The 14,243-nt window shown below is 70.7% G+C and carries 16 protein-coding genes; 9 read left to right on the top strand and 7 right to left on the bottom strand.

The window, feature by feature from the left end; translation table 11 throughout:
* Positions 1 to 32 precede the first annotated feature (32 nt).
* On the top strand, positions 33 to 338 hold the full coding sequence (locus ACZ4N5_RS21460; RefSeq protein WP_467758654.1) for a DUF4235 domain-containing protein: 306 nt from the start codon (positions 33 to 35) through the stop codon (positions 336 to 338).
* Positions 339 to 383: 45 nt separating this feature from the next.
* On the opposite strand, the gene ACZ4N5_RS21455 is transcribed toward ACZ4N5_RS21460, so the two are convergent.
* The 3 genes from ACZ4N5_RS21455 to ACZ4N5_RS21445 all read right to left on the bottom strand — a co-directional run bounded on the left by ACZ4N5_RS21455 (position 384) and on the right by ACZ4N5_RS21445 (position 2,216).
* Positions 384 to 776, bottom strand: coding sequence for a VOC family protein (locus tag ACZ4N5_RS21455; protein WP_467758653.1), 393 nt, complete (start codon positions 774 to 776; stop codon positions 384 to 386).
* Between the two features lie 85 nt (positions 777 to 861).
* Positions 862 to 1,323, bottom strand: a complete 462-nt coding sequence (locus ACZ4N5_RS21450) for a pyridoxamine 5'-phosphate oxidase family protein (protein ID WP_467758652.1) — start codon at positions 1,321 to 1,323, stop codon at positions 862 to 864.
* Between the two features lie 92 nt (positions 1,324 to 1,415).
* The gene (locus tag ACZ4N5_RS21445; RefSeq protein WP_467758651.1) at positions 1,416 to 2,216 is read right to left on the bottom strand and encodes a TetR/AcrR family transcriptional regulator; all 801 of its coding nucleotides are present in this window, start codon (positions 2,214 to 2,216) and stop codon (positions 1,416 to 1,418) included.
* 118 nt (positions 2,217 to 2,334) lie between these two features.
* Between ACZ4N5_RS21445 and ACZ4N5_RS21440 the strand changes: the two genes are divergently transcribed.
* From ACZ4N5_RS21440 to ACZ4N5_RS21425, 4 genes are all read left to right on the top strand, one after another.
* Positions 2,335 to 3,831 (top strand): APC family permease, encoded by a 1,497-nt coding sequence (locus ACZ4N5_RS21440; protein ID WP_467758650.1) that lies wholly within the window; start codon positions 2,335 to 2,337, stop codon positions 3,829 to 3,831.
* Positions 3,832 to 3,863: 32 nt separating this feature from the next.
* Positions 3,864 to 5,495, top strand: coding sequence for an amidohydrolase (locus tag ACZ4N5_RS21435; protein ID WP_467758649.1), 1,632 nt, complete (start codon positions 3,864 to 3,866; stop codon positions 5,493 to 5,495).
* Between the two features lie 97 nt (positions 5,496 to 5,592).
* Positions 5,593 to 5,955: a DUF1304 domain-containing protein gene (locus tag ACZ4N5_RS21430; RefSeq protein WP_467758648.1), complete on the top strand. Its 363-nt coding sequence runs from the start codon at positions 5,593 to 5,595 to the stop codon at positions 5,953 to 5,955.
* On the top strand, positions 5,952 to 6,506 hold the full coding sequence (locus ACZ4N5_RS21425) for a TetR/AcrR family transcriptional regulator (protein ID WP_467758647.1): 555 nt from the start codon (positions 5,952 to 5,954) through the stop codon (positions 6,504 to 6,506). The genes ACZ4N5_RS21430 and ACZ4N5_RS21425 overlap by 4 nt, the downstream gene beginning before the upstream one ends.
* Positions 6,507 to 6,627: 121 nt before the next feature.
* On the opposite strand, the gene ACZ4N5_RS21420 is transcribed toward ACZ4N5_RS21425, so the two are convergent.
* Positions 6,628 to 7,476: a hypothetical protein gene (locus tag ACZ4N5_RS21420; protein ID WP_467758646.1), complete on the bottom strand. Its 849-nt coding sequence runs from the start codon at positions 7,474 to 7,476 to the stop codon at positions 6,628 to 6,630.
* Positions 7,477 to 7,688: 212 nt separating this feature from the next.
* Entirely contained in the window at positions 7,689 to 8,636 is a 948-nt protein-coding gene (locus ACZ4N5_RS21415) for a GlxA family transcriptional regulator (RefSeq protein WP_467758645.1), read from the bottom strand.
* 71 nt (positions 8,637 to 8,707) lie between these two features.
* On the opposite strand from ACZ4N5_RS21415, the gene ACZ4N5_RS21410 reads away from it, so the two are divergent.
* Positions 8,708 to 9,658, top strand: coding sequence for an NADP-dependent oxidoreductase (locus ACZ4N5_RS21410; protein ID WP_467758644.1), 951 nt, complete (start codon positions 8,708 to 8,710; stop codon positions 9,656 to 9,658).
* A gap of 235 nt (positions 9,659 to 9,893) precedes the next feature.
* Positions 9,894 to 10,274, top strand: coding sequence for an anti-sigma factor antagonist (locus ACZ4N5_RS21405; RefSeq protein WP_467758643.1), 381 nt, complete (start codon positions 9,894 to 9,896; stop codon positions 10,272 to 10,274).
* Between the two features lie 21 nt (positions 10,275 to 10,295).
* Here the strand turns inward: ACZ4N5_RS21405 and tuf are convergent, their stop codons facing one another.
* Both tuf and ACZ4N5_RS21395 read right to left on the bottom strand, forming a co-directional pair.
* Entirely contained in the window at positions 10,296 to 11,489 is a 1,194-nt protein-coding gene (gene tuf / locus ACZ4N5_RS21400) for an elongation factor Tu (RefSeq protein ID WP_467758642.1), read from the bottom strand.
* Between the two features lie 117 nt (positions 11,490 to 11,606).
* Positions 11,607 to 12,560, bottom strand: coding sequence for a ribose-phosphate diphosphokinase (locus ACZ4N5_RS21395; RefSeq protein ID WP_467758641.1), 954 nt, complete (start codon positions 12,558 to 12,560; stop codon positions 11,607 to 11,609).
* Positions 12,561 to 12,947: 387 nt separating this feature from the next.
* On the opposite strand from ACZ4N5_RS21395, the gene ACZ4N5_RS21390 reads away from it, so the two are divergent.
* Both ACZ4N5_RS21390 and ACZ4N5_RS21385 read left to right on the top strand, forming a co-directional pair.
* A complete protein-coding gene (locus tag ACZ4N5_RS21390) occupies positions 12,948 to 13,598 on the top strand; it encodes a DUF4230 domain-containing protein (protein ID WP_467758640.1) in 651 nt (216 codons plus the stop codon).
* A gap of 137 nt (positions 13,599 to 13,735) precedes the next feature.
* Positions 13,736 to 14,101: a cupin domain-containing protein gene (locus tag ACZ4N5_RS21385; RefSeq protein ID WP_453279838.1), complete on the top strand. Its 366-nt coding sequence runs from the start codon at positions 13,736 to 13,738 to the stop codon at positions 14,099 to 14,101.
* Positions 14,102 to 14,243: the final 142 nt, after the last annotated feature.

Here is a 14,243-nt window from a genome sequence, read left to right as displayed (position 1 = left end):
CGGCCTCGGGAACGAAGAAGAAGGAGCATCAGGTGTCCAAGAAGCAGCAGAAGCGCAAGCTGTCCCTGGCCTACAAGCCGATCGGCTTCATGCTGAGCTGGGCCGGAGGCTCCCTCGCCGGACTCGCCTTCCAGAAGACCTGGATGGCGATACGTCACGAGGAAGACGCTCCCGACGCCCTGGACAGGGAGCGCGGCTGGGGCGAGGTGCTGCTCGCCGCCGCCCTCCAGGGCGCCATCTTCGCTGTCGTGCGCAGTGCGGTGGACCGCTCGGGCGCGAAGGTCATCGAACGCTCCACGGGCGTGTGGCCCTCCCCCGACAAGTCCGGCCGCGACTGAGCCCGCGCGGCGGAGGAGCCCGGCCGGGTACGGCGGCGGGCGGGGTCAGCCCTGTTTGGGGGCCGTGGACCGTACGCAGCGCAGGGTGAACGAGTGTCCGGCCGGGTCGGCGTAGCCGCGTTCCTCGTACGGGCCGGACGCGTCCTTGGTGTCGAGCGGCCGGCCGCCCAGGCCGACCACCACGAGTTCCACCTGGTCGAGGTCGTCCACGTGGAAGTCGATGTGGGCCTGGAAGGCGTTCTCGGGACGCGGCCAGCTCGGCGGTGTGACGTTCCCGTCACGACGGAAGGCCATCCGCATGCCGTCGGCGCCCTTGATCTCGACGCGGTTCGCGCTCGCGTGCGTCTCCTCGGCGTCGAGCAGTTCCTTGTAGAAGGCGGCGAGCTTCTCGGGCTCGGCGCAGTCCAGCACCACTACGGCTGCCGCGACCAGTGCCATGTTTCCTCCGTGAGGGGTTCCGGGACGACGGGGCGGCATCCGGCCGCCACCGCCCTGCCGTCCCGGGTTACCCGGTCCGGGGAATTCAGTCGGCCGCCAGCCACTCGCCGTCCCGCATGAGGTCCCGGCCGGAGATCTCGTCGGCCTCGCGCCAGGCCTGCACGCGCTGCGGCGTGACACTGAAGTACTGGTAGTGGGTGGTGAGTCGGCGCGGGTCGAACCCGGTCCTGGTCGCGAACGCGTCGCCGGTTCCGTCCGGCAGCTCGTCGGCTTCGAGGGTCCGGACGGTGCCGTCGATCACGACCACGTCGCGGGTCGGCCCGATGCCGAGCCGTACGGTGCCGGTCGCCCGCAGGTTGCGGCCCGTGGGACTGGCGGCGGGGGTGGCCAGCAGCACGGTCGTCCCGTCCCAGCGGTAGGACAGCGGGACCAGATAGGGCGTTCCGCCGGAGCTGTCGGCGGTCGACACCCAGGCGTCGACATCGCTCTCCAGCCGGTTGAGCGTGTCCTGCTTGCGCTGCTTCAGGGTGCGGGCGGGCGGGTTCATCTGCGGACGGCCTCCTGGTCGACGGCGTACGGGCAGCACACGTGCGATGAGGGCGAGCGGGTCGCTCCCTCGGGATGACGGCGGAGCATGCCTCAGTGTGACGGGACGGGTGGGCCGGGGTGTGATGACCGGTCCCGGTGTGGAGGGCCAGGCTGTGGGGTTCCCGTCGTCTCCCCGCCCCCGGTGATCTCCGCGAGCCGGGCCGCCGCCGCGCTCAGCAGCATGTCGAGCGCCGTGGGATAGGCGCTGCGCCCCATGTCGAGCACGAGGTGGCGGGCCGTCGCGGCGATGTTCGGGTGGCTGTCTGCGGGCAGCCGGGCGTACAGCGCCCGCCACACGCCGGCCTCGGCGTCGCGTGCGGCCGGGGGCAGGGCGACACTCGCGGCGTCCAGGGCGGCGAACGCGAGCGCCTGGTCGACGAAGGCGTGGTAGATCCGTACGGCCTCGGGGTCGGGGAATCCGGCGCCGCGGAGCACGCCGATGATCGTCTCCACCGCCGCGATCTCGTGAACCCGCCCGGTCACCCGGTAGGAGCTGAGCACGGCGGCCTGCGGATGGGCGAGGGACCCGGAGTGCACGCGCAGGCCGAGATCCCTGAGGTCGGCGCGCCAGTCCCCCGTGGGGTGCCAGGTGCGCAGTGTCCGGCCGATGAGTTCGTCGGCGATGGCGAGCAGCAGATCGTCCGTGTCACGGAAGTAGCGGTACAGGGCGCTGGGGTCGGCGCCGAGGGCGAGGCCGAGGCGGCGGACGGTGAGCGCGTCGGCGCCGTGTTCCTTGAGGAGCCGCAGGGCGGTCTCGACGATCAGTTCCTCGGAGAGGACGACGCCGGTCTTCGTGGGGCGTCTGCGCCGCCGGGCCGCGGCCGGGACGACGCGGTCGTTCGTGGACGTCATGGGGTCTCCCTCCGGTGCGGGCACCTTATGTCAACGGCGTTGACCTGTTAAGGCCCCGGGCAGTTTCATTTCCGGTCATCGGGCCGGAATCAGGCCCCGGGTGCGATCGGAGCAGGCCATGACGCAGAAGCCATACGGTGTGGATCCCCCGTCCTTGCGCAAGACGCTCGGCGTGCTGGACGGTGTCGCCATCGCCGCCTCCAGTACGGCGGCGACGACCAGCATCGGCATCGGTCTCGGGGTGACCGCCGGGGTGGTCGGGCTGCATCTGCCCGCGATCATGCTGCTGGCCTTTCTGCCGATCCTCGGGATCGCGGGCGCCTTCTCGCGGCTGAACCGGGTCGAGCCGAACGCGGGCAACGGCTATGTGTGGGTGGGCCGTTCGCTCAGTCCCTGGCTCGGGTTCCTGGTCGGCTGGGTGAGCATCGTGGCCACGGTGGCGTTCCTCGCGTACACCACGGCGGTGACCGGTTCGGCGATGATCCAGCTCGCCGGCGAGGCGGGCCTGCACACGGTGGCGGGTCTGGCGCTCGATCCGGGCTCCACCGCCCAGACCACGGCCGTGGGCGTCCTCGTCCTCGTCGCCGTCACCCTCACCGCGGTGACCGGGGTCAGAAGCGCCGCGCGGCTCCAGGGCGGACTGCTGGTCTTCGAGTACGTCGTCCTGCTGGGCTTTTGCGGATACGGCATCGTCGCCGGCCCGCACCCCTTCAGTCTGGGGTGGTTCGACCCGTTCCAGATCCCGTCGGCGACGGCGCTGGCGCAGGGGCTGCTGCTGTCGGTGTTCTGTTACTGGGGCTTCGAGGCGGCGTTCAGCGTGAACGAGGAGGTGCGCGATCCGCGGGACGCCTCACGGGCCGGGACCATCACGCTGGTGACCATGCTGGGGCTGTTCCTACTCGGCTCGGTGGCGTTCCAACGTGTGCTGTCCGAGGAGGAGTTGGCCGGGCACGGCGCCGAGGGGCTGGCCTTTCTCGGGAACCGGCTCGCCGACCAGCCGCTGGCCGCGTTGCCCCTGGTGGCGCTGATGTTCTCGGCGGTCGCCTCGCTGCAGGCGGGGGTGATCCCGACGGCGCGCGGGATGTTCGCGATGAGCCGGGACCGTACGCTCGGGCCTGTGTGGTCCAGGATCAGCGCCCGGTACGGGACTCCGGCGACCGGCACACTGCTGATCGGCGCGATGGCCGTGGTCGTGGCCACGCTGTCCCTGGTGATTCCCCGGCTCGCCGACATGATCATGGCGACGGTCAACGCCGTCGGGATCGTCGTGGCGCTGTCGTACGCGCTCACCGCCCTCGCGGCGGCCGCCCGGTTCCGCGGACTGCTCCGCGAGGACTGGCGGGAGGGGATACGCGCGGTCGTCCTCCCCACCCTGAGCGCCGTGGCGCTGCTCGGCCTCGGCGGCTATCTCGCCTGGTCCTTCTACACCTCGACCGATCACCTGGAGGTCAGCGCGGACAACGGCTGGTTCCTGCTGCTCGCGCCGAGCGCCATGATCGTCTCGGGTTTCGTGGCCGCCGCGTGGGCCAAGTGGGTCCGCAAGTCCCCGTACTTCACCACGGGACAGGGAACCGACGCCGACGCGCCCCAGCTCCTGGCCACCCCCAACCGATGACTTCCGGCCACCCCTACCAAGGAAAAGGAACCATGCACGCCGACCTTCTCTTCACCGGCGGCCCGGTGTTCACCCCCGAGGGCCGCGCCGCGACGGCGGTGGCCGTCACCGGCGAGCGGATCACCGCCGTCGGGAACTCCGAGGTCCATGAACTGATCGGCCCGGACACCGAGGTCGTCGACCTGGCCGGGCGGCTGCTTCTGCCCGGGTTCCAGGACGCGCACGTCCACCCGGTCCCTGCGGGCCTGGAACTCACCCAGTGCGATCTCACAGGAGCGAAGACGGCCGCGGACACCGTGGCCGCCGTCCGCGCGTACGCCGTCGCCCACCCCGAGCGGGAGTGGATCACGGGTGGCGGCTGGTCCATGGAGGCCTTCGCGGGCGGTACGCCGACCAAGGAACTGCTGGACGCGGTCGTACCGGACCGGCCGGTGTATCTGCCCAACCGGGACCATCACGGCGCCTGGGCCAACAGCCGCGCCCTCGAACTCGCCGGTGTCACCCGGGACACGCCGGACCCGTCCGACGGGCGCTTCGAGCGGGACGCGTCGGGTGAGCCGACCGGCATGCTGCAGGAAGGGGCCATGCAGTCCGTGGGCCGTCTGACCCCCGCGGCCACGCCCGCCGACCGGCTCGCCGCCCTGCTGCACGCCCAGCGGCATCTGCACGCGCTCGGCGTCACCGCATGGCAGGACGCGATCGTCGGCACCTTCCTGGGCATGGAGGATCCGTCCGAGGCGTACCTGACCGCGGCCCGTGACGGTTCACTGACCGCTCGGGTGGTCGGCGCCCTGTGGTGGGACCGGGCGCGCGGTGCCGAGCAGATCCCCGAACTCGTCGAGCGGCGGGCCGCGTTGGGGCACGGCAGGTTCCGGGCGACCAGCGTCAAGCTGATGCTGGACGGCGTCGCGGAGAACGGCACCGCCGCGCTCATCGACCCCTACCTCGACAAGTGCGGCTGCGCCACGGCGAATCGGGGCAAGCGCTTCATCGACCCGGCCCATCTGCCCGCGTACGTGACCGAGTTGGACGCGCTCGGGTTCCAGTGCCACTTCCACGCGCTCGGCGACGGTGCGGTACGCCATGCCCTGGACGCCGTGGAGGCGGCGCGGAAGGCGAACGGGCCGAGCGACACCCGTCCGCACCTGGCGCATCTCCAGGTCGTGCACCCCGACGACGTGCCCCGTTTCGCGCGGCTCGGGGCCACGGCGAACATCCAGCCGCTGTGGGCCGCCCACGAACCGCAGATGGACGAGCTGACCATCCCCTTCCTCGGACCCGAACGAGCCGCCTGGCAGTACCCGTTCGGATCGCTGCTGCGCTCCGGCGCGCGACTGGCGGCGGGCAGCGACTGGCCGGTCAGCAGCCCCGATCCGCTCCAGGGCATCCATGTCGCGGTCAACCGGGTGAGCCCGGACGAGCCGGGGCCGGTGTTCCTGCCGGCCGAACGCATCGGTCTGGCCGCCGCGTTGACGGCGTACACCGCGGGAACGGCGTACGCGAACCATCTCGACGACACCGGGAGCGTGCGGGTGGGTGCCCTCGCGGATCTCGTCGTCCTGGACCGCGACCCCTTCGCGGGACCGCCGGAGGCGATCAAGGAGACCGGGGTCGCGCTCACCTATGTCGGAGGGGAGCGCGTGTACGCGGCACCGGACGCCTGATCGACCCCATCGCCGCCGGAGGCATTTCTTGGACAGTCGTCCAGCTATAGTGGACATCTGTCCAAGAAATGCCGAGGCGAATCGGAGCCTGCCGACGATGGATACGGTCGCGAACGTGCTGGTGGGCCTGGTGGCCGCACTGCACGCGTACATCCTGGTGCTGGAGATGTTCCTGTGGGAGAAGAAGCCGGGGCGGGGGCTCCACGGGTTCGACGCGCAGATGGCACGGGCGACCGCGCCGCTCGCCGCGAACCAGGGGCTCTACAACGGTTTTCTGGCCGCGGGCCTGGTTTGGGGACTGGTCGCGGCGGACCCGACCGGCCATGACGCGCAGATCTTCTTCCTGTGCTGTGTCGTGATCGCGGGCGTGTACGGATCGGTCACCGCGAACCGCCGCATCCTCTTCGCACAGGCCCTGCCCGGGGTGCTCGCCCTGGCCGCCGTCCTTCTCGCCGGATGACGCCCGACGACCCGCGCGCCGCCCGGACCCGCGCGCGACTGCGGCAGGCGCTGCTGGAGGAGTGCGCCGAGCATCCCCTGGAGGAGATCGGCGTCGCCGCGCTGGTGCGGCGGGCCGGGGTCGGCCGCGCCACCTTCTATGTGCACTACGCCGACCTGGAGGCGCTGGCGGTCGACGCGTGCGCCGATGTCGTACGGGAGGCCGTGGAGGCGCTGCACGCCTGGCGCGGCCGCCCCGACCCGGTGTCCGCGCCGCCCGCCCTGCGCGCCTTCTTCACCGAACTCGCCCCGCACACCGGCCTCTACCGCGCGCTGCTGAGTCCGGGCGGCGGTGGCCCGCTGGGCCGCGTGCTCCACCGCGACCTGCGGGCCCGCAGCCTGGCCGAGCGCACCCTCGCGGGCGCGCCGGACGCCCCGCTCGTCGCCTCCGCGGTGGCCGCCACCTTCGCGGGCGTCCTCGCGGACTGGCTGCACGGCCTCCTGGAGGGCACCCCGGAGGCCGTCGCGGACCAGGTCTGGCAACTGCTCGTCGCCCTGCACATGAGCCGGTGACGCCTCAGCGGGGCCGCTGAGTCGGGGCCCTGAGCCGGCGGCAAGCCTTCCGGGAGCCATGAGCCGGGATTGCCCGGTTCCATGAGACGGCCGCCGGGACGCCTGCCCGGATCGACGGCCCTTACATACAGCCGAGACCCGACCTCGCCGCAGGCCATGCCTCCACCCCGTCGGAGGTGCGGACGTACGCCGTCGACTTGTCCGGCGCCAGCCAGAGGTGCCAGTCGCGGTAGTGGTAGCCGGTGTCCCGCGCGTCGGCGGGCATGCGGACGTCCCCGTCGTACCGGGCCTTGAGCGACTCGTTCCCGAAGAGCCCGCGCGGATCGCGCACGTACTGCCGGGAGTCTCGGCCACTGCCCAGGTCGAGGAAGTGCGCGCTCTGCCAGTCGCAGTGCTCGCCGCCGGCCGCACTGCTCACCGTCGTGGTCGGCACGCGGTGGCCTTCCCGGTCCTCCCAGATCTCGTAGCCCTTCGACTCGGTGTAGCTCGCCGGCAACTCCGACGGGTCGCAGGACGCGCTGATCTCCAGGCCCCAACCCGGGCGCTGCGGCTGATCCTTGGCGACGACGACGGCGACCTTGGTCCGGCCCTTGACGTCGAAGGAGAAGAGGACGCGGTCACCTGCGCGGCGCTCCACCCGATAGCCGTACTCCGGCACCTCGGGCTGATAGATGTCGAAGTACGCGTTCAGCCCCTCCTCGGGGGTCGAACCGCCGTCTCCCTTGCTCCACCCGTCGCCCGCTTCGCCCGCGTGGATCGAGCCGCCGCACTCCAGTGCCCGGCCGGCCGCACCCGAAGCCTCCTCGGCCTCCCGGCCGCCGTCCGCGCTCTCCTTGAACGGCAGGTCCAACCGCCCGGCGTACGGACTGGCGGGCGATTGGCCCTTGACCACCAGGCCGTCGCGGTTCCCCCCGCCGCACCCCACCGCCGCGAGCCCCACCAGCACCACCGCCACGATCCCCTTGCGCATCCCCACCCCTGTCCCTCAACCCTCGTTCGCCCTCCTACGACGCACGGGTGCGGACGTTCGTTCATCCGTCGGCATGCGGCCCGGTGCGGACAAAAGTCCGGCGGCCCGCGGACGGCCCGGTGTCGACGAAGGTGCGGTGGTCAGCGGAAGGCCCGGTGTCGACGAAAGTGCGGTGGTCCGCGGAAAGCCCGGTGTCGACGAAGGTCCGGTCGTCAGCGTGTGGTCTGGAAGGTGCGGCGGTACGTCAGGGGCGAGACGCCGATCGTCGCTTGCAGATGCTGGCGCAGCGAGGCGCCCGTCGCGAAGCCGACCTCGCCCGCGATCCGGTCCACCGGCAGATCGCTGGCCTCCAGCAGATGGCGGGCCCGGGAGACCCGCTGCTGGATGAGCCAGCGGCCGGGGCTCAGGCCCACCTCGTCGTTGAAGCGGCGGGCGAAGGTGCGCAGGCTCATTCCTGCGTGGGCGGCGAGATCGGTCAGGGTCAGCGGGTCGCCTAGGCGCGCCAGGGCCCAGTCGCGGGTGGCGGCGGTGCTCGCGGTCGAGGGCTCCGGCACGGGCTGCTCGATGTACTGGGCCTGGCCGCCCTCGCGCAGCGGCGGGACCACGCACCGCCGGGCCACCCGGTTGGCCAGTTCGCTGCCGTGGTCGCGGCGGACGATGTGCAGGCAGATGTCGATGCCGGACGCGGCACCGGCCGAGGTGAGGATCTCGCCGTCGTCGACGAACAGGACGTCCGGGTCCAGCTCGACCAGTGGGAACATGCGCCGGAACGCGTCCGACACGCACCAGTGCGTGGTCGCCCGGCGCCCGTCCAGCAGCCCGGCGGCGGCCAGGAAGAACGCGCCCGTGCAGATGGAGACGACCCGGGTACCCGGACGGATGAACGCCAGCGCGGCGGCGACCTCGTCGGAGAGCGTGGCGGAGACCCGGGCCGGAGTGACGGCCGCGATCACCACCGTGTCCGCCGTGCGCAGGGCCTCGGGACCGTGATCGACGGCGATGGAGAAGTCGGCGTCGGTGCGGACCGGCCCTCCGTCGACCGTGCAGGTCACCACCTCGTAGCGGCCTTCCGCCGCGCCGAAGATCCGGCTGGGCATGCCCAGCTCGAAGGGATAGACGCCGTCGAGCGCCAGGACCACGACCCGCTCCACATCCTGCATGGCACGATCCTATCGAAGGTTGGCAATTCTGCCATTTTCCCAGAGAGTGCGCCCGGGCAGGCTGGTTCACCATGAGCACTGTGAACACCATGCGAGCCATCAGCCAGACCGTCCTCGGCGGTCCCGAAGTTCTTGAGGAAGTGACCCTGGAGCGGCCCACGCCGCGGCCGAACGAGATCCTGGTCCGGGTACGGGCCGCCGGGGTCAACCCGACCGACTGGAAGCACCGCGCGACCGGAGGATTCCTCGGCGAGCCGCCCTTCGTCCTCGGCTGGGACGTCTCCGGCGTGGTCGAGGCGACCGGAATCGGCGTCGCCCTCTTCCAGCCCGGGGACGAGGTCTTCGGCATGCTGCCCTACCCCTTCGGCCACGGATCGCACGCCGAGTACGTGACCGGTCCGGTCCGCGCCTTCACCCGGAAGCCGTCGGTGCTCGACCACACGCAGGCCGCCGCGCTCCCGCTGGTCTCGCTGACCGCGTGGCAGGCACTGACCGAACAGGCCGGCCTGCGGCCCGGACAGCGGGTGCTGATCCACGCGGCGGCCGGCGGGGTCGGCCATGTGGCCGTTCAGATCGCCAAGGCCCTCGGCGCGTACGTCATCGGCACCGCGAGCGCGGGCAAGCACGACTTCCTGCGGTCCCTCGGCGTGGACGAGCCGATCGACTACACCGGCGTCGACTTCACCGAGGCCGTGCGCGACGTCGATGTCGTACTGGACACGATCGGCGGCGAGACCGGACTGCGCTCGCTGCGCGTGCTGCGCCCCGGCGGAGTGGTCGTCTCCATCCTGCCGGTCGGGACCGACGAGTTCCACGAGCAGGCCGAGCGGCTCGGGGTCCGCGCGGTGCGGATGCTCGTCGATGCCGACCAGGCCGGGATGAGGTCGGTCGCGGATCTCGTCGAGAAGGGCGCGCTGCGCCCCACGATCGCCGAGACCTTCCCGCTGGCCGATGCCGCCAAGGCACACGCCCTGGGAGACACCGGCCGGACGGCGGGGAAGCTCGTCCTGGTGGTCGACTGACGGCACTGGGGCGCACAGTTGGCCAACTCGCGGCGCACAGCGAAGACATATGTCAATCGAACATGCTGGAATTCAGCCCAACGAGGGTAACTTGCAGAGCAAGGAACGGATTTGCATCCGCCGGTGCCCGGGGTCGTGTTCAGTGATCACTTGACGTATCGTCGCCCCGGCCCCCGGTGACCCTGCCCTCCTGCCTTCGGGAGCAGGTCAACAGCCGGCTGGAGGTGATGTCCGCGTGGCGAGCGACCCCGTACCGCCCACCAGGCATCTGCGTATCCACCATGACCACGGTCATGTGGTGTTGGAGTTGCACGGGGAGATCGACCTGCTCACCACGACGGAGATCGCCCCGCTCCTGGACGCGGTGACCTCGAACCCGGCACCGCAGGTCGTGATCGACCTGCGGTGCGTCGAGTTCTTCGACTGCTCGGGTCTGCGGCTGCTGTACCGCGCCAGACGCCGGATCCTCGACCGGGGCGGCCGTCTCCACCTGGTCTGCACCCATCCGCTGACGCTCCGCATGTTCCGGCTCACCGGGCTCTCGCGGATCCTGCCGCCCTCCGCCTCGCTGGAGGAGGCGCTGAGTCGTCCGGAGGCCACTTCGGACCTGTCCTGACAGCCCGGCGAACCCCGCCGCCTACTCCCGGATCTTCGTGACCTGCCCGGCGCCGACCGTCCTGCCGCCCTCACGGATGGCGAACTTCAGTCCTTCCTCCATCGCGATCGGCTGGATCAACTGCACCTCCATGGTGGTGTTGTCGCCGGGCATGACCATCTCCGTCCCCCTGGGCAGGGTCACGACTCCGGTCACGTCCGTCGTACGGAAGTAGAACTGCGGACGGTAGTTGTCGAAGAACGGCGTGTGCCGGCCACCCTCGTCCTTGGAGAGGATGTAGGCGCGTGCCTCGAACCGGGTGTGCGGGGTCACCGAACCCGGCTTGATGACGACCTGCCCCCGCTCCACGTCCTCGCGCTTCACTCCCCGCAGCAGCAGCCCGACATTCTCGCCCGCCCGGCCCTCGTCGAGGAGTTTCCGGAACATCTCGACGCCGGTGACGGTGGTGCGCGTCTTCTGCTCGTGGATGCCGATGATCTCGACCTCGCTGTTCACCTTCAGCACCCCGCGCTCGATCCGGCCGGTGACGACCGTGCCGCGGCCCGTGATGGTGAAGACGTCCTCGATCGGCAGCAGGAACGGCCGGTCCACATCCCGCACCGGTTCTGGCACGAACGCGTCGACGGCCGCGAGGAGTTCGAGGATCGTCGCACTCCACTTCGGGTCGCCCTCCAGCGCCTTCAGCGCGGAGACCCGGACGACCGGGACGTCGTCGCCCGGAAACTCGTACTCGCTGAGCAGTTCGCGCACTTCCAGCTCGACGAGTTCCAGGATCTCCTCGTCGTCCACCATGTCCGTCTTGTTGAGCGCGACCACGATGTAAGGGACGCCGACCTGCCGGGCCAGCAGGACGTGTTCCTTGGTCTGCGGCATCGGACCGTCGGTCGCCGCGACCACGAGGATCGCGCCGTCCATCTGCGCGGCGCCCGTGATCATGTTCTTGATGTAGTCCGCGTGCCCCGGGCAGTCCACATGCGCGTAGTGCCGGTTCTCCGTCTGGTACTCGACATGGGCGATCGAGATCGTGATGCCGCGCTGCCGTTCCTCGGGCGCCTTGTCGATCTGGTCGAACGGCGTGAACGGGTTCAGATCGGGGAAACGGTCGTGCAGGACCTTGGTAATGGCGGCCGTGAGGGTCGTCTTGCCGTGGTCGATGTGCCCGATGGTGCCGATGTTCACATGCGGCTTGGTCCGCTCGAATTTCGCCTTGGCCACTGCGAGCCCTCCTGATCACCTGGGTGACGCCGAGCGTTGCTCCGCGGCTTCCCGGCCGGGCACGGCAGCCGCTCCTGGTGACCGAGCGGACGGGAGGGAAGTTCCGCTCCCTCCTGTCTATTGGTTCCGGGGCGCGTCGAACAGGGCGCTGACGGACTCACCGTTGTGAATGCGCCGCACCGCCTCCGCGAGCGCCGGGGCGATGGACAGCACGCTGAGTTTCTCCGTGTGTTCCTCCACCGGGATCGGCACGGTGTTCGTGCAGACGATCTCCAGTACGTCGGGCTGTTCGCTGAGCCGCTTGAGCGCGCCCGCCGCGAACAGCCCGTGGGTGCAGGCGACCCGGATCGACCGCGGTCCCAACTCACGCAGACGCTCCAGGAGTTCGAGGACCGTACTGCCCTTGGCGATCTCGTCGTCCAGCACGATGACATCGCGTCCGGTGATCTCACCGATGACGGTGCTGATGCTCACGCGGTCGTCGGCGAACCGCTGCTTGGCACCGGCGGCCACATGGGCCCCGATCAGCCGCGCGAAGGCCGCGGCCTCCTTCGCGTTGCCGAGATCGGGCGAGACCACCGTGGTGCGCGACAGGTCGTTGGCCCGGAAGTGGGCGGCCAGCTCCCGCAGGGCGTGCAGATGGTCGACCGGCACCGAGAAGAAGCCGTGCACCTGCGGGGAGTGGAGTGTCATCGCGAGGACACGGCTGGCGCCGGCCGCCACCAGCAGATCCGCCACGAGCCGGCCGCCCATGGAGATCCGCGGCATGTCCTTCTTGTCCGAACGGGCGTACGAATAGTGGGGCATGACCACGGTGATCCGACCGGCGGAGGCACCGCGCGCCGCGTCGCACATCATCAGCAGCTCGACGAGATGCTCCTGCACAGGAGTGACCAGCGGCTGCACGAGGAAGACATCACGCTCGCGACAGTTGGCCTGGAGCTGGACCTCCAGGCAGTCATTGGCGAACCGGCTGACACGGGTCGGACTGAGGGGCACACCGAGGTGCGCGCAGAGCTCGGCCGCGAGCTCGGGATGGGCACTACCGCTGAACACGGCGATGTCACGCACGACCGCTCCTCGCATGATCGAACCGGGTTGCGTCGCCGGCTGGCAAGATCGGCCCGGAGTGCGTACCTCATGCTACTGGGCGCCTTTCAGGCCTTCGACCGGGGGGAATCCCGGTTGCGGATCCGGTCGCGGGGTGCCGGTCCGGGCCCGGACAACGCCCGGCGAGCGGCCGTGCCGGGCCGCCCGCCCTTCAGGCCGCACGCACCGGCGCATCGGGCACAGCAGTCGGGGCTCGGTGTCCGGGTGGCCCGGCCGCCGCACCGACTCGTCCGCGCGCCTTCCGACGGACGGCACCACGGTCTCCCGGCACCGGAATCCGCACGCCAACCGGTCGGCCTGTCAAGGGGCTTGGGGGGTACACGGACGGTTGAAAGGAGGACCGTCGACATGACGACGTCCATCAAACGCATGCCCGGTTGGGCGAAGGTGGTCTCCGCCTTCGTGCTGGTGCTCGTGGTGGTCTTCGCCGGGCTGCGGCTGGCCGTTCTGCCGGGGCTGCGCGATGTCTTCGGCACGGAGACCCACGACAATTCGGGCCCCGCGCTCCTCAAGTCCATCCAGGACATGAGCCGTTACGACGCCGCGTCGGGCAACTTCCAGGTGGTCGTGGACCTGGAGAAGGACGCGAAGTACCTGCCCGACGCGATCCGCGGCACCCGCACGCTGTACGTGGGGGCCGGCACCGTCGACGCCTATGTCGATCTCGGGCACATCGACCAGAAGGACGTGACGGTCAACGGCGACCGTACGTCGGCCACGCTCCATCTGCCGCACGCGGCGCTGGGCAAGCCCGCCCTCGACCCCGACCACTCCTACGCCGTCTCGAAGCAGCGCGGCCTCCTCGACCGGATCGGCGACATCTTCTCGGACAACCCGAACGACGAGCGGGCCGTGCAGCGGCTCGCGGCCAAACACATCGGCAAGGCCGCGCAGGACAGCCGCCTCACCGCGCGGGCCGAGGCGAACACCACCGGCATGCTCGAAGGCCTGTTGCGCTCTCTCGGCTTCAAGGAGGTGACGGTCACCTACGGTGCCTGAGTCCGGGCGGTACCCACGGCGCCGGGGCGAGCCCCCGGTCACACCCGGTGCCTGCGGCCGTCCCGGAGGCGGCCCTCCGGATGGCAGTCCCCCGCCGACGGGCAGACGATGGAGGAGGGAAACGGAAGGGAGCCGTCATGCTGGAGATCAAGACGGTGGACAAGCCCGATGAGCGACGCGATTTCCCGCGCGGCCACCTGGAAGCGGTCCACATGAGCGGGCTCGACTTCGCGGTGGGAACCTTCGAACCGGGCTGGCGCTGGTCCGAGTCCGTCGGCCCGATCGCGGGAACGAAGAGCTGCGAGGTCCACCACAACGGCTATGTCGTACAGGGACGGATGCACCTCACCATGGACGACGGCGGCGAGGGCGAGGTAGGACCCGGCGACGTCTTCGTGTGCCCGCCCGGGCACGACGCCTGGGTCGTGGGCGACGAACAGGTCGTCGTCTACGACTTCGCCGGAGGCATGGCCACCGACTACGCGAAGGCGAAGGACGCCTAGACACACTCCACTTTCCCGGAGTGGGACACCCCGGCCGAACGCCGGTTCGGCCGAGGTGCCGCGCCGGGGCATCCCCTGGCCGTAAATCACCCCCCGTGCCGCGAAGCCCTCCCCTTCACCGAGCCCCACGGCATTCTCGGCC

It is taken from the genome of Streptomyces sp. NPDC026500, from assembly GCF_055567635.1.
Note: the sequence above shows the minus strand (reverse complement) of the source record. Positions and strands in the feature narration are given on the sequence as shown.

Bases quoted from the DNA above. Each gene is read 5' to 3' on its own strand.
- ACZ4N5_RS21455 (WP_467758653.1), bottom strand. From the start codon at position 776: ATGGCACTGGTCGCGGCAGCCGTAGTGGTGCTGGACTGCGCCGAGCCC.
- ACZ4N5_RS21450 (WP_467758652.1), bottom strand. From the start codon at position 1,323: ATGAACCCGCCCGCCCGCACCCTGAAGCAGCGCAAGCAGGACACGCTC.
- ACZ4N5_RS21445 (WP_467758651.1), bottom strand. From the start codon at position 2,216: ATGACGTCCACGAACGACCGCGTCGTCCCGGCCGCGGCCCGGCGGCGC.
- ACZ4N5_RS21440 (WP_467758650.1), top strand. From the start codon at position 2,335: ATGACGCAGAAGCCATACGGTGTGGATCCCCCGTCCTTGCGCAAGACG.
- ACZ4N5_RS21435 (WP_467758649.1), top strand. From the start codon at position 3,864: ATGCACGCCGACCTTCTCTTCACCGGCGGCCCGGTGTTCACCCCCGAG.
- ACZ4N5_RS21430 (WP_467758648.1), top strand. From the start codon at position 5,593: ATGGATACGGTCGCGAACGTGCTGGTGGGCCTGGTGGCCGCACTGCAC.
- ACZ4N5_RS21425 (WP_467758647.1), top strand. From the start codon at position 5,952: ATGACGCCCGACGACCCGCGCGCCGCCCGGACCCGCGCGCGACTGCGG.
- ACZ4N5_RS21420 (WP_467758646.1), bottom strand. From the start codon at position 7,476: ATGCGCAAGGGGATCGTGGCGGTGGTGCTGGTGGGGCTCGCGGCGGTG.
- ACZ4N5_RS21415 (WP_467758645.1), bottom strand. From the start codon at position 8,636: ATGCAGGATGTGGAGCGGGTCGTGGTCCTGGCGCTCGACGGCGTCTAT.
- ACZ4N5_RS21410 (WP_467758644.1), top strand. From the start codon at position 8,708: ATGAGCACTGTGAACACCATGCGAGCCATCAGCCAGACCGTCCTCGGC.
- ACZ4N5_RS21390 (WP_467758640.1), top strand. From the start codon at position 12,948: ATGACGACGTCCATCAAACGCATGCCCGGTTGGGCGAAGGTGGTCTCC.
- ACZ4N5_RS21385 (WP_453279838.1), top strand. From the start codon at position 13,736: ATGCTGGAGATCAAGACGGTGGACAAGCCCGATGAGCGACGCGATTTC.